General features: G+C 60.8%; 12 protein-coding genes and 1 tRNA gene. 6 read left to right on the top strand and 7 right to left on the bottom strand.

Annotated elements, in window-relative coordinates; translation table 11 throughout:
* The first annotated feature begins 2 nt into the window (after positions 1–2).
* The 6 genes from fdxH to AACY18_RS03125 all read left to right on the top strand — a co-directional run bounded on the left by fdxH (position 3) and on the right by AACY18_RS03125 (position 6,006).
* Positions 3–938, top strand: a complete 936-nt coding sequence (gene fdxH / locus AACY18_RS03150) for a formate dehydrogenase subunit beta (RefSeq protein ID WP_339464205.1) — start codon at positions 3–5, stop codon at positions 936–938.
* A complete protein-coding gene (locus tag AACY18_RS03145; RefSeq protein ID WP_339464204.1) occupies positions 935–1,600 on the top strand; it encodes a formate dehydrogenase subunit gamma in 666 nt (221 codons plus the stop codon). The genes fdxH and AACY18_RS03145 overlap by 4 nt, the downstream gene beginning before the upstream one ends.
* A 3-nt stretch (positions 1,601–1,603) precedes the next feature.
* Positions 1,604–2,530, top strand: coding sequence for a formate dehydrogenase accessory protein FdhE (fdhE, locus tag AACY18_RS03140; protein ID WP_339464203.1), 927 nt, complete (start codon positions 1,604–1,606; stop codon positions 2,528–2,530).
* 48 nt (positions 2,531–2,578) lie between these two features.
* Positions 2,579–3,991 carry an L-seryl-tRNA(Sec) selenium transferase gene (gene selA, locus AACY18_RS03135; protein ID WP_339464202.1) on the top strand — a complete coding sequence of 471 codons (1,413 nt, stop codon included), beginning with the start codon at positions 2,579–2,581 and terminating at the stop codon, positions 3,989–3,991.
* Positions 3,988–5,904 carry a selenocysteine-specific translation elongation factor gene (gene selB, locus AACY18_RS03130; protein WP_339464308.1) on the top strand — a complete coding sequence of 639 codons (1,917 nt, stop codon included), beginning with the start codon at positions 3,988–3,990 and terminating at the stop codon, positions 5,902–5,904. Before selA ends, selB begins: the two co-directional genes overlap by 4 nt.
* Positions 5,905–5,910: 6 nt before the next feature.
* Positions 5,911–6,006: transfer RNA gene (locus tag AACY18_RS03125), tRNA-Sec, on the top strand.
* 73 nt (positions 6,007–6,079) lie between these two features.
* On the opposite strand, the gene AACY18_RS03120 is transcribed toward AACY18_RS03125, so the two are convergent.
* The 7 genes from AACY18_RS03120 to AACY18_RS03090 form a co-directional block, all read right to left on the bottom strand.
* A complete protein-coding gene (locus AACY18_RS03120) occupies positions 6,080–6,439 on the bottom strand; it encodes a DUF6124 family protein (protein WP_038361600.1) in 360 nt (119 codons plus the stop codon).
* Positions 6,440–6,980: 541 nt separating this feature from the next.
* Positions 6,981–7,502 carry a hypothetical protein gene (locus AACY18_RS03115; protein WP_339464201.1) on the bottom strand — a complete coding sequence of 174 codons (522 nt, stop codon included), beginning with the start codon at positions 7,500–7,502 and terminating at the stop codon, positions 6,981–6,983.
* Positions 7,499–8,020: a hypothetical protein gene (locus AACY18_RS03110; RefSeq protein WP_339464199.1), complete on the bottom strand. Its 522-nt coding sequence runs from the start codon at positions 8,018–8,020 to the stop codon at positions 7,499–7,501. The genes AACY18_RS03115 and AACY18_RS03110 overlap by 4 nt, the downstream gene beginning before the upstream one ends.
* The gene (locus AACY18_RS03105) at positions 8,017–8,670 is read right to left on the bottom strand and encodes a hypothetical protein (RefSeq protein WP_339464198.1); all 654 of its coding nucleotides are present in this window, start codon (positions 8,668–8,670) and stop codon (positions 8,017–8,019) included. The genes AACY18_RS03110 and AACY18_RS03105 overlap by 4 nt, the downstream gene beginning before the upstream one ends.
* A gap of 288 nt (positions 8,671–8,958) precedes the next feature.
* Positions 8,959–10,251, bottom strand: a complete 1,293-nt coding sequence (locus tag AACY18_RS03100) for an OprD family porin (protein ID WP_339464197.1) — start codon at positions 10,249–10,251, stop codon at positions 8,959–8,961.
* 138 nt (positions 10,252–10,389) lie between these two features.
* On the bottom strand, positions 10,390–12,093 hold the full coding sequence (locus tag AACY18_RS03095; protein WP_339464196.1) for an amidase: 1,704 nt from the start codon (positions 12,091–12,093) through the stop codon (positions 10,390–10,392).
* Between the two features lie 178 nt (positions 12,094–12,271).
* Positions 12,272–13,378: a D-alanyl-D-alanine carboxypeptidase family protein gene (locus AACY18_RS03090; protein ID WP_339464195.1), complete on the bottom strand. Its 1,107-nt coding sequence runs from the start codon at positions 13,376–13,378 to the stop codon at positions 12,272–12,274.
* Positions 13,379–13,536 lie beyond the last annotated feature (158 nt).

Raw genomic sequence — 13,536 nt, 5'->3', positions numbered from 1 at the left:
AAATGGCCAGCCAAGACATCATTGCCCGCTCGGCCACGACCACACAGCCGCCGTCGGTGAGGAATCAGCAGGAGGTGGCGAAGCTGATCGACACCACCAAATGCATCGGCTGCAAGGCCTGTCAGGTCGCGTGCTCGGAATGGAACGAGCTGCGCGACGATATTGGCCACAACTACGGTACCTACGACAATCCGCAGGACTTGAGCGCAGAAACCTGGACGTTGATGCGTTTCACCGAGCACGAAACCGACGCCGGCAACCTCGAATGGCTGATCCGCAAGGACGGCTGCATGCACTGCGCCGAGCCCGGTTGCCTGGCGGCGTGCCCCAGCCCAGGTGCGATCATCAAGCACGCCAACGGCATCGTCGATTTCGATCAGGATCACTGCATCGGTTGTGGTTATTGCATCACCGGTTGCCCGTTCGACGTTCCGCGAATCTCGCAGAAAGATCACAAGGCTTACAAATGCACCTTGTGCTCGGATCGGGTCGCGGTCGGGCTGGAGCCGGCCTGCGTGAAAACCTGCCCGACCGGCGCTATCGTTTTCGGCACCAAGGAAGACATGAAGGAACACGCCGCCGAGCGCATCGTCGATCTCAAGAGTCGTGGCTTTGACAACGCTGGCCTGTATGACCCGTCAGGGGTTGGCGGCACCCACGTCATGTACGTGCTGCACCATGCCGACACGCCGAACATCTACGCGGGGCTGCCGGATAGTCCGGCGATCAGTCCTTTGGTAGGCCTGTGGAAAGGCATCAGCAAACCCCTTGGCTTGCTGGCCATGGGCGCGGCGGTGCTGGCAGGGTTCTTCCACTATGTGCGAATCGGGCCGAACCGCGTCGAAGAAGACGAGCATTCGGCACCTCCCGATGCTTCGGTGCATGTCGTTGATCCGGCGGTACACACCTTCGATCCACGCGGGGAGGACCGGCCATGAGCAACAAGACGATCCTGCGTTACACCGCCAACCAGCGCACCAATCACTGGTTGGTGGCGATCCTGTTCTTCATGGCCGGGCTGTCTGGGCTCGCGCTGTTTCATCCCTCGATGTTCTGGCTGAGCAACCTGTTCGGCGGCGGGCCGTGGACGCGGATTCTGCACCCGTTCATGGGCGTGCTGATGTTTCTGTTGTTCCTTGGGCTGGTGTTTCGTTTCTGGCGCGCGAACGTCTTTATCGCCAATGACGGGAAGTGGCTGCGCCGTATTGATCGGGTGCTGGTCAACGACGAACAGAGCGTGCCACCGGTGGGCAAGTACAACGCCGGGCAGAAGCTGCTGTTCTGGACTTTACTGCTGTGCATGCTGGGGCTGTTGTTCACCGGGCTGGTGATCTGGCGGGCGTATTTCAGCGCATTTTTCGGCATCACCGTGATCCGCTGGGCGATGCTGTTGCATGCGTTGGCCGGGTTTGTGTTGATCCTGAGCATCATCATTCACATCTACGCCGGGCTGTGGATCAAGGGCTCGATCGACGCGATGATGCATGGCTGGGTCAGCCGCGCCTGGGCGAAAAAACACCACGAGCTCTGGTATCGCGACATCACCCGCGATGAGCTTCATAAAGAGACGCCGGAACGACCGGCGACGAAAAAGGGCTGACTTTTGCCAACCATTCTCGAACCCGGAGAAATCGAAGCGGCAGCCAGTTCGCCGCCGTTTCTGTACCTGCCACCGCATAACCTGTTTTCCCTGCGCGCCCAGCGCCTGGAGCAACTGGCCGAGGGGCATCCGTTGACCGATTATCTGCGCCTGATCGCCGGGTTGTGCCAGGTTCAGCAACAAGTCATGGACGATCCGCCGCTGACGGCGCCATTCGATGCGCAGCGCATTGAGGCGTGTCAGCAACACGGTTTGCCGCCGTTCGCTGCCGATACGTTGGTGCGCGAAGAGGGCTGGCAGGCTTATCTCGACGCTTTATTAGAACGCTATCAGCCGGTTGAACAGCTTGCTGTCGTTGATGCGGTGGACACGTTGCGCGCTGCCAGCCCTGGCCAGTTGCGCAGTTGGGCCGTTGCCTTGATCAGTGGCCAGTATTCGATGGTGCCGGCGCAACTGGTGCCGTTTCTCGGCGCGGCGTTGCAGGTGGCGTGGAGTCACTGGTTACTCAGTGCGCCGAGCCTGAAACTCAAACCCGGCGACAGCCTCAGCCAATGCCCGGCCTGCGGGTCGCCGGCAATGGCCGGTGTCATCCGCCATCGCGGCAAACACAACGGTTTGCGCTATCTGGCGTGTTCGCTGTGCGCCTGCGAATGGCATGTGGTGCGGGTCAAGTGTGTGTACTGCGAGCAAAGCAAAGGCCTCGACTACCTGAGCCTTGAGGACGATCGCCACGCCGCCAATCAAGCACCGTTGCGCGCCGAAGTCTGCCCCGGTTGCAACACCTATCTGAAGTTGCTCTATCTGGAAAACGACGCCGACGCCGAAGCGTTGTCGGCGGATCTCGCCAGCCTGCTGCTGGACATGCGTCTGGCCCAGGACGGCTTTCAGCGTTTGGCACCCAATCTGTTGCTGGCGCCAGGAGACGAATGACCACAGCGTCTACACTCGCCGAACGGTCTTTTGTTTCGGGAGTGGCTGATGTCTGCCAGCGGTGCCCTGCGTTTACCTTCCGTTGATGGTGTGTTGCGTCATCCGGCGTGCCTGCCGCTGGCCCAACGTTATGGGCGTGAGGCGTTGTTGGCCTGTTTGCGGCAGTTGCTCGATGAGCTGCGTTCGAGCGTGCTGAACGGGCAATTGGCGGCGATTGAAATCCGCCCCGAGGTGCTCGCCGGCCGCGTCGGTGAACGCCTGGCCCAGCAACAGCGCAGCCAGGTTCGACGGGTGTTCAACCTGACCGGCACGGTGCTGCACACCAATCTGGGGCGGGCGCTGTTGCCGGAGGAAGCCATTGACGCCGTGCAAATGGCCGCGCGGTACCCGCTCAACCTGGAATTCGATCTGGCCAGCGGCAAACGCGGCGACCGTGACGATCTGATCGAAGGCCTGATCCGCGAACTGACCGGCGCCGAAGCCGTCACCGTGGTCAACAACAATGCCGCTGCGGTGCTGCTGACGCTCAACGGCCTCGGCGCGCGCAAAGAAGGCATTATTTCGCGCGGCGAGCTGATCGAGATCGGCGGCGCCTTCCGCATCCCCGACATCATGGCCCGCGCCGGCGTGCGCCTGCATGAAGTCGGCACGACCAATCGTACCCACGCCCGCGACTACGAAGCGGCGATCAACCCACGCAGCGGTTTGATCATGCGCGTGCATGCGAGCAACTACAGCATCGAAGGATTTACTGCTCGCGTGCCGACCGCTGAACTGGCCGAGTTGGCCCATCGGCATGATTTGCCGCTGCTGGAGGATCTGGGCAGCGGCAGTCTGCTGGATCTGACGCGCTGGGGTTTGCCGGCAGAACCGACGGTGCGCCAAGCGTTGTTGGACGGTGCGGATATCGTCACTTTCAGCGGCGACAAATTGCTGGGTGGCCCGCAGGCCGGGTTGATCGTTGGGCGCAAAGAGCTGATCGCGAAGATCAAGAAAAACCCGCTGAAACGCGCATTGCGGGTGGATAAATTGACCCTGGCGGCGCTGGAGGCGGTGCTCGGGTTGTATCGCGATCCGGATCGGCTGGCCGAACGTCTGCCGAGCTTGCGGTTGTTGACTCGACCGCAAGCCGACATCTTCGCCCAGGCCTCACGCTTGCAGCCCTTGATGGCTGAAATCTTGGGGTCGGTTTGGCAGGTTAGTGCAGTCGAGGCCTTGGGCATGATCGGCAGCGGCAGCCAACCGGTGGCGCGTTTACCGAGTGCGGCGCTGTGTTGCCGTCCTCAGGTTTCAAAGCGTTTGCGCGGGCGCTGCCTGCTGAATCTGGAAGCGGCGTTGCGAGCGTTGCCGATCCCGGTGCTCGGTCGTATCGACGACGATGCGCTGTGGCTCGATCTGCGCCAACTCGATGATGAACCCGCATGGCTCGCGCAATTGCCGCAGTTGCAGGTCGACCCGTGATCGTCGGCACGGCGGGGCACATCGACCACGGCAAGACGTCGCTGCTACAAGCCCTGACCGGACAAACCGGCGACCGCCGCCCGCAGGAACGCGAACGCGGCATGACCATCGACCTCGGTTATCTCTACGCTGAACTCGAACCGGGCGCGGGGCTGACCGGGTTTATCGACGTCCCCGGCCACGAGAAATTCACCCACAACATGCTCGCCGGCGCGCAAGGCATCGACTTGGTGTTGCTGGTGGTCGCAGCGGACGACGGCGTGATGCCACAAACCCGCGAGCATCTGGCGATTGTCCAGTTGCTCGGCATTCCCCGGGCGTTGGTGGCGATCACCAAGTGTGACCGGGTCCAGGCGGGCAGGGTGGAGGAGGTTCAGCGGCAGATTCTGGATTTACTGGGGGCCGGGCCGTTTGCCGATGCGCCGATCCTGGCCTTGTCGAGCGTGAGCGGGCAGGGTATCGATGCGTTGCGGCGCCTTTTGTTGCAGACGCAACGTGAAGTGCAGAAACGCAGTCGCGAGGGTGGGTTTCGCTTGGCGATTGATCGGGCGTTCAGTGTCGCCGGGGCGGGGATTGTGGTCACGGGGACGGCGTTGTCGGGCGCGGTCACGGTGGAGGACCGATTAGTTTTGGGTCCTCTCGGTAAAACCGTTCGGGTTCGCGGCCTGCACGCGCAGAACCAGCCGGCCGAACAGGCCTGCGCCGGCCAACGAGTGGCGTTGAATATCAGTGGCGAGCGCTTGGCGCTGGAGCAGATTCATCGCGGTCAATGGCTGCTGAGCGAATGGTTGCACGCGCCAACGCAACGGGTGGATATCGAGTTTCAATTGCTGCCCGGCGAACGAACCTTCGAACACTTCCATCCGGTGCATCTGCACCTCGGCACACAAGACGTGATCGCCCGCGTCGCATTGCTCGAAGGCCCACGCCTGAATCCCGGCGAGCACATGTTCGCGCAGCTGCTGATCAATGCGCCGGTGCACGCGGTGAAGGGGGATCGGTTGATTCTGCGTGACCAGAGCGCGCAACGCACCCTCGGTGGCGGCCTGGTGCTTGACCCGTTAGCCCCGGCGCGACAACGTCGCAGTCCGGAACGGTTGGCGCAACTTGAGGCCTTGGCGCGTGGTGAAAGCCTTGAACAAGCGTTGCCGGTCTTGCTCGATCACAGTGCTGGCGGCCTCGATCCGCAGCGACTGGAACGCCAGTTCAATCGCCCTCGTGAAGGCTGGTCATTACCGACGAACGTGCGCCTGATCGACACACGCCAAGGCCCGGTGCTGTTCAATGTACAGCGCTGGGGGCAGTTGAAATTTACGCTGCTGGAAAAACTGGCGCAGTTCCATGAGCGGGAGCCCGATCAGATGGGCCCTGATCGGGATCGTCTACGCCGCTTCAGCGGGTTGGCGCTGGAGCGGTCTACGTTCATCAGTCTGCTGGATGAACTTCGCGCTGCGGGTTCTATCAATGCGAGCGGGCCGTGGCTGCACCTGCCAGATCATCAGGTGCAGTTGAATGCCGAGGACGAAGCCTTGTCGCAGCAGTTGCAGCCGCTGTTTCAACAAGCCGGCTTTGATCCGCCGTGGGTGCGCGATGTGGCAAAGACGGTGGGGAAAGAGGACGCGGTGGTACGTCTGCTGTTGCGCAAACTGGCGCGGCAGGGGTTGATGCATCAAGTGGTGCGCGATCTGTTTATCAGTGACACGGTGCTGCGGCAGATGGCGAACGTGTTGCTGGAATTGGCCAAGGAAAATCCGCAGATCCAGGTGACAACCTTGCGCGATGCGCTAGGCTTGGGACGCAAACGTTGTATTCAGTTCCTCGAATATTTTGACCGTATCGGCCTGACCCGGCGCCTCGGCGAATGCCGCCAGATCCGCCCCGACAACGCGCTGGCCCACGCCGACGCACAATGAGTTCAAGGAAGGCAATCGCGCCCGGTGGCGCGGCCGGGCTTCAAACCCGGTTGGGGACGGCATCCGTTCCCGGGCAGGTTCGACTCCGGCTGCCTTCCGCCAGTTTTCCTCCGGACCTCCCCGATCCAGTGTGTGAGCGAGCCTGCGCGCGAAAGCCGTTTTTGATCGTTCCCTGCTACTGCGGCAATTCCAGATTATCCATCACCCGATTCACCGCCAGCTCCCCGAGCATGATCAATTGCGCGATCCCCAACAGTGTCCTGCGCTGCGACGCGGGTATGAGGTGGGCGAAGTCATGGGCGATGGTTCTGGCGGAGGCGAGGGTTTCACTGGCATCGGCCAGCAGTTCCTCGTTTTTGAAGTCTGCGGTAACGGCGTACATCCGGCGGGTTTTGCGCGGCGGTGGGGTCGAGCCGGGTGGGCAGAGGTAGTGATCGAGGGCGCGTTCGGCGGCGTCGTTGAGTTTTTTTGAATCGAGGGATTCGTAGGGCGAGGCGAGATCGATTTCGGGCGGGTTGGGTGTTGGTTTGATCATGGTGAAACTCCGTGGTTGATTTAGCCGCCACGGCTCATCGCTAAACAAGTAAAGGTGGCGGCTGTACGCAGGTTAGCGATCCGGGTCACAGAAACCCCGGGTAGACCCGAAGGTCTCCCACGCACAGCCACCATGACGCCAAGTGCAGATAGACAATGCTGCAATTGAGACTGGGGATTGAGCGTCTGTAAGGTATCGGATCGCTAAACCCGATCGCTGATTCGTCAGCGACCGCACCACAATAGAACCCGACCCCAAGACGCACAAGCCGGCGGATTCTGGCGTAGCTGTAGGCAATGGCGCAAGAATTTGTAGCCTCGGAGACGTGTCTTGAGGTTTCTTTTAAACACTCCAGTTTAAAAGGCGAAAAGTCGGGCGAAGATGTGGGGGAATGGTCTATCCCTGATAGCGCTGTGACAGCGAGCCTGCTCGCGAAGGCGATTCAACAGCCGACATCTCAGTGGCTAGCCCAGCACTTTCGCGAGCAGGCTTGCTCCCAAAGGGGGGGGGCGTTGTTCCAGTTGAATCCGCATTCATCCCCTCACGGCTGATACGGAATCACCTTGTCCTTGTCCATTTCCACCAGCAACTGATCAAGCATCTGCCGCTTGTTTTCAAACGCTGGAATCGGCACGTACCACGTGATCACGCTCCAGCCTTCGCGCGAGTAGTTGTAGGTCTTGAGCAGTTCGCCGTCCTTGAAGACGGAGCCGCGCAAGTTGTCCTGGTAGTGGTAAGGCATGGGAAAGGTGAACAGGGTGAAGACGTTCATCAATGCCAGCCAGTTGACCTTGCCATCGTGGGGTTCGGTGATCAGCAGGCTGTAGCCGTTGCGGCTGTAGCCACCGTCGAGCATGGAAAACGCACCGGTGTTTTTCAGGGCACTGATGGTTTCGCGTTGGTGTTGTTCATCGATCCGGCTGTAGGCCGGTCCGAGCCCGAGTGTGACCGGGACGTAGGCCTGGCTGGTCTTGTAGTCGAGCGGTTGCAGGGTATTGGCGCAACCCCCCAGCGTCAGCAGGGCGAAGAGCAGGGCGGTAGGCTTGATGACATTGAGGATCATTGCGCAGCCCCGTCAGCGGGGATCAGGCGATCACGCTGGACGTCCTGGGCAAACGCGCGGGCGATGCGGCTCAGGTTCTGGCCTTCCAGTTCACCACCCTGATCCAGCAGCCAAGTGTATTTCTGCGTGGTGTTGCGGTAGCTGTATTGCTTCAGACGCTTGTCGCCTTGATACACGGAGAACTGCGCCTCGGTGTTGTATTCCTTGGATAAGGGCAGCGTGAACAACGTGGCGCAACTGAGCAACACCAGCGGAAACGGCGGAAACTCGCGTTGCATGTTCAGTTTGATCTGGACGCTGTACTCGTCACCTTTGGCGGTGCCGGTCTGGATCTCGCGGAACACTCCGGTCTGGCGCAGATGGTTGCGCAGGGTCGAGGAGTTCATCGGGTCATCGACCATGACGTGGATCGGTGCCAGATAATCCTGACCGTCGGCGAGGGTGCGCTCAGGCAAGGTGTTGGTTGCTGTGCAGCCGGTCAACAGAGCGGCGGTGGTGAGGGCGATGATTTTTTTCATGGCTTGACGTCCACGGCCACACCCGGAGTGGGGCCGGTAAAGATGTAGGGTTCGGCGCGTTTCAGATCGAGTTTCAGCGGTTGCAGGGTTGGCAGCCCCGGGGTCATGCGCTGAGCGACCACGGCGTCACGGGCGTTCTGGTCGCTCCAGCGGAACGCGCACAAACCGGCAGTCAGGCAGAACGAGCGGAATTCACCGATGTAATAGGCCTTGCCGGGCTCAAGGCGCATCGGCAGGTTGAATTTCTCTCGTGCCTCGGCCGAGGTGAAAACCGTGCCGAGGCCAGGCTGGTAGCGGGCGGAAAAGAACTGGAAGTCATAGAACTCATAGTCGCCCGGTTTCAAGGGCAGCACGAATACACTCGCTGCGCCGACACCGTCCTGAATGTCCTGAGGCGTCGAGTAGGCACCGGCCAGTTTCCAGACACCGGCGGCGCCATATTCAGAACCGCGCTTGCGGAAAAAAATGCGCTGGTTGTCAGCGGCAGGGAATTTGACTGACTGCGGCCCGATTGAGCCGACGAGGTAGCTGACCGGCTCGTTGGCTTTGGGTTGCAAGGGTTCGCTGACCCACGAGGCGCTTTCGGTAATGCAGCCGCTGAGTGTCGCCGCGAGCACAATGGCCGCGCCGAGTTTGAATAACTGGAACATGTACATCCCTGAATCTGCGTGTGTTGATTGACGGCAAACAGGAGGTCAATCAATGCCTTCCTGGCTTGGCGTTTTTTGCGGGTGCGCAGGATAAGGGAGGTGATGGCATTTGGCTAGCCGTGAGAGGTGTGTTGCGTATACGGATGTTTGGCTGAAACTCCGACTTGTAGGAATGAGCCTGCTCGCGATTGCGGTGTATCAGTCAGCATGAATGTTGCTGAAAAGACGCTATCGCGAGCAGGCTCACTCCTACAGGGGATAGCGTTTCAAATCGAGATGGGCGGTGGGTTAGAAACCCAGTGGGTACTGGATCACCACGTAGATCCGGTCGATGTCATCGCCGGCCTGGGCATCATTGGCCCGGTGTGAAACATGCGATACCTGCACCGACAAATCCTTCGCCGCGCCCGATTGCACGACGTACTTCAAATCGATATCGCGCTCCCAGTGCTTGCCACCATCGCCTTGCTGAGGCTGATAACTGCCGCTGTCAGGATCAAACGGGTTGTAGGCGCCGCCCTTGGGCGCGTGGGTGCCGTCAATGTGGCTACCGCTGACGTAGCGGGTCATGAACTTCAGGCCTGGAATCCCGAAGGTGCCGAGGTCCAGGTCGTAGCGCGCCTGCCAGGAGCGTTCGTTGGCGCCGTTGAAATCGGCGTATTTGATCGAGTTGGCGAGGTAGATCGAGTCACCGCCGACGAAATCGAACGGTGTGTCGCCATTGATCTTTTGCCAGCCGAGCATCACCGCGTGCGCGCCGAAGGCGTATTTGCCGGAGAGGCTGAACGCGGTGTTGTCGATTGACCCGGCCAGCGCCTGGCCTGTGTCGCGGGTGTGGTAGAGGTTGGCGTCGAGCAGCACGCCTGATTGCTTGAAGTGCAGGTTGGCATAGTACTGATGCCAGGTGTCTGTCAGTTCAGAGGCGTACAGGGCGCCTCCGATAGGACGGTCGTTGAACAGGTCGGCGCCGAGAAAGCTGATCCCGCCAGCCTCGGTGTTGGCGCCGTAGCCGTAAAAATCGCCTTTGCCGGAAGAACTGTCCTGATTCTTGAACGCCGTGAAATGCCCCGCCTGGACGTTAACGTTGTCGATTTCCCGGCTGTTGAGCAGAAAACCCGTGGCGTACTCCGGTTGCAGACGTTTGTCGGAGGTGTCGAACACTGGGGTTTCCACGGTCATTTCGCCGAACGCCAGGGTGGTGCGCGATGCCTTCAACTTGAGGGCGCCGCCGGCGCTGGAATAGTTGCTCTCGCTGCGGCCGTCGCTGTCGACCGGCAACAACCCGGTGCCGGAATGGCCCTTGCCGCCGTCCAGTTTCAGGCCGGTAAAGGCATGCGCATCGATACCAAACCCGACGGTTCCGGCCGTGAAGCCGGATGAGAAAGTGCCGATAAACCCTTGAGCCCATTCCTGTTTATAGTTCTTTTCGGAGGGCGAGGGCGAGCGATAGTCATTGCTCAGGTAGAAGTTGCGACTGAGTACTTCGGACTTTGAATCGTCAAAAAAACCGCTGGCGTGGGCTGTGTTCAGGCCACAGAGCAAGGCGAGCAGGGTGATACGCGAGAGGGCGCAGTCGATCATGATGAGTAGCCAGCAAACAGGAATGTGGCCGTGATGATCGAGGGAATACGGGCGAGGGGATTGAGCTTATGTGCTCAGTTGAGGGCACCACACGGCCCTGTGGGAGCGAGCAACCCCGCTCCCACAGGGCCGATCACCTTACGACAACGGTGGCGTGCGTGGCGGGATCATCCGTTTGCTGCCTGTCGACTCAAACGCCGCCGCCAGACGCAGCAGGCTCGAATCGTCGTAGGCACGGCCGGCGAAGGTCAGGCCGACCGGCATGCCGATATCCGCCATCACGCCCATGGGCACGGTGACCGTCGGCACGCCCAGGTGACGGATCGCGAGGTTGCCATTGGCGACCCAGACGCCATTGCTCCAGGCGATGTCGGCCGATTCTGGATTGATGTCCGAGTCCGCCGGACCGACGTCAGCAACGGTCGGAAACAGCACGGCGTCGAGGCCCAGTTTATCCATCCAGTCTTCAAGGTCGATGCGCCGGGTCTGTTCGAGGCCGCGCAGGCCATCGGGCACGGTCGGGATTTCGTTCCACGGCGTGATGCCGCGTTCGGCCATGCGCACGTATTCGTCCATGCCTGCGGCCAGGTCGCCCTCACGGTTGGGCAGGGTGCCCGGGTCGTGCGGGAAGATCTTCGGCCCGTCGACGTCGACCAGACGATTGAGTTTAGGGTCGCCGTTGGCTTGCAGAAAATCGTCGAACGCCCAGGCGCTCAGATCCCACAATTCATGATGAAGAAACTCTTTCGACACCAGACCACGGGTGAACACGGTCGGCGCACCGGGACGGTCACCTTCACAGTTGGAGACCAGCGGGAAATCGGTTTCGATGACTTCGGCACCGGCCGCTTCGAGGGCCTGCCGCGCCTGTTTCCACAGCTCGATCACCGAAGCACGGGTGTTGATGCGCTGGCCGGTCGGGCCACCGATGCCCGGCGCTTCGCTGGTGCCTGCATCAGGGTCGGCGTTGATGAACATGCGCGGCACGGCGAAACGCTTGCCGGCCAGCGCGGCGCTGTCGGCAGCCAGTTCGGCGTAAGCGGCGGGGCGCACGGAACTGACGCTCGGGATCGGCACCCACGGTTGCAGGCGCCACAGGTCGCCTCGGGTGTCGGGGTCTTCGGCGACGATGATGTCGAGCACTTCCAGCAGATCAGCCATGGTGCGGGCGTACGGCACGACCACGTCCATGGTCGGGGTCAACGGCCAGTTACCGCGCACCGAGATCACCCCGCGCGACGGGGTATAGGCACACAAGCCATTGTTCGACGCTGGGCCGCGACCGCTCGACCAGGTTTCTTCGGCCAGACCGAACGCGGCGAAACTCGCGGCCGTGGCGGTGCCGGCACCATTGGACGAACCCGAGGCGAACGGCGCAGTCAGGTAGTCAGCGTTATAAGGGCTTTCGGCACGGCCGTAGACACCCCGTTGCATCCCGCCATTGGCCATCGGCGGCATGTTGGTCTTGCCCAGGCAAATCGCTCCGGCACCGCGCAGGCGCTCAATGGTGAACGCATCGCGATAAGCGACCAGATCGGCAAACGCCGGGCTGCCGGACGCTGCAGTCAGACCTTTGACCAGATAACTGTCCTTGGCGGTGTAAGGAATACCGTCGAGCGGGCTCAGCGTTTCGCCCTTGGCGCGGCGGGCGTCGCTGGCCAGTGCTTCGTTGAGGGCTTCGCGATTGCGCACGACAACGGCGTTCAGCGCTGTCGGGGTGTCGGCGCCGTCGTAGGCATCGATGCGGGCGAGATAGGCCTGCACCAGTTCAACCGATGTGGTCTGGCCGGATTCCAGCGCAGCACGCAGTTGGGCAATGGAAACTTCGGTGACTTCGATCATGCGGTCACCGCCATTTGCAGTTGAGCGTCATTTATCTTGGAAGGGGCATTCATATCGGTTCTCGCTGCACGGCTTTACGCGACAAGGTTAAGACTGGCGCCTATTTAACACCAATCCTTCATCCAAACGACAGAACACCCACGTCACGGGCCGTATGGTCCGCTGGAATCCGCGCCCCTCAGGCCGTTTGAGTGTCATCGAACCAGCCGCGAATCATCTGGGTAAAGAACAGGTGCGTCGTATCCCACCAGCGTTTCCACCAACTGCCTGCTTCAGCGTCCTCAAGTGCGATCAACGGACGACTCCCCAGCAGTTGCCCGGCATCGTACAGCTCCAGTTTCCCGACGACGGTGCCCATGGCGATAGGCGCTTGCAGCGGCCCGTCAATCTCGATGCGTGTCTCTATTTTTCGATGTCTGTTCTTGGGCAGGGTGAGGGTCATGTCGTCGAGTAAGCCCAGAGCGATCGATCGTTTCTCGCCTTTCCAGAGCGCAGCCGTTTTGAGTACTTCCCCGGCTTTTTTGTAGGTTTGGGTGTCATAGAAACGAAAGGCGTAGCCCATGAGTTTTTCAGTTTCTGCGGTGCGTTTTTGCGTGCTGGTTGCACCAAAGATCACACTGATCAAACGCCGCCCGTTTCGACGCGACGACGCTACCATGCAATAGCCAGCCGCTTCGGTATGGCCAGTCTTCAGTCCGTCGAAGCTGTCGTCTCGCCACAATAGAAGGTTGCGGTTGGCTTGCCGTATGCCATTCCAGGTGAAGTGTTTTCTGGCGTACAGCGCATAGGTATCAGCGCCTTCGTTGATGATCGCCCGCGCCAATAGCGCCATGTCCCGGGCCGATGAGTAATGGTCTGGCTGAGGCAGGCCGGTGGAGTTCATGAAGTGTGTGTTGCGCATCCCCAAGGCCGTAGCTGTCGAGTTCATCATGCCGACGAAAACGCCTTCGCTTCCGGCGACATGTTCGGCGAGCGCCACGCTGGCGTCATTACCCGAGTCGATGATCACGCCGCTGAGCAAGTCGTGAACCGAAACGGAACTGCCTGGGTCAAGAAACATGCGCGAACCGCCGGTACGCCAGGCATTTTCGCTGACAGTGACCATGCCATCCGCTTTGATACGCCCGGCCTTGATTTCACGCGTGGTGACAAATGCCGTCATCATTTTGGTCAGGCTGGCCGGCGGCAGGCGCATATCGCTGTTGTGACTGGTGATAACGGCACCGGTGGCGCCGTCGATGAGTATCCAGGCTTTGGCACCGAGCTTCGGTGCGGCAGGGATCATGGCGCCTCGGGTGTTGTTGTCAGCCAGAGCAGGGTGGGCCAACACAACAAGCGATGTTGCGCAGAGCAGGGTGAATACACATCGGAACAACAGGCATTTCACAAGCAAGAAGCCTTGGGGCAGCAGAAAGTAGCGCCACGCTAGCCCCCGGGCATGGG

This window comes from Pseudomonas sp. EA_65y_Pfl2_P74, from assembly GCF_963970575.1.
Lineage (GTDB): Bacteria > Pseudomonadota > Gammaproteobacteria > Pseudomonadales > Pseudomonadaceae > Aquipseudomonas > Aquipseudomonas baetica_A.
The sequence above is the reverse complement of the archived record's forward strand: the minus strand, read 5'-3'. Positions and strand labels throughout refer to the sequence as shown.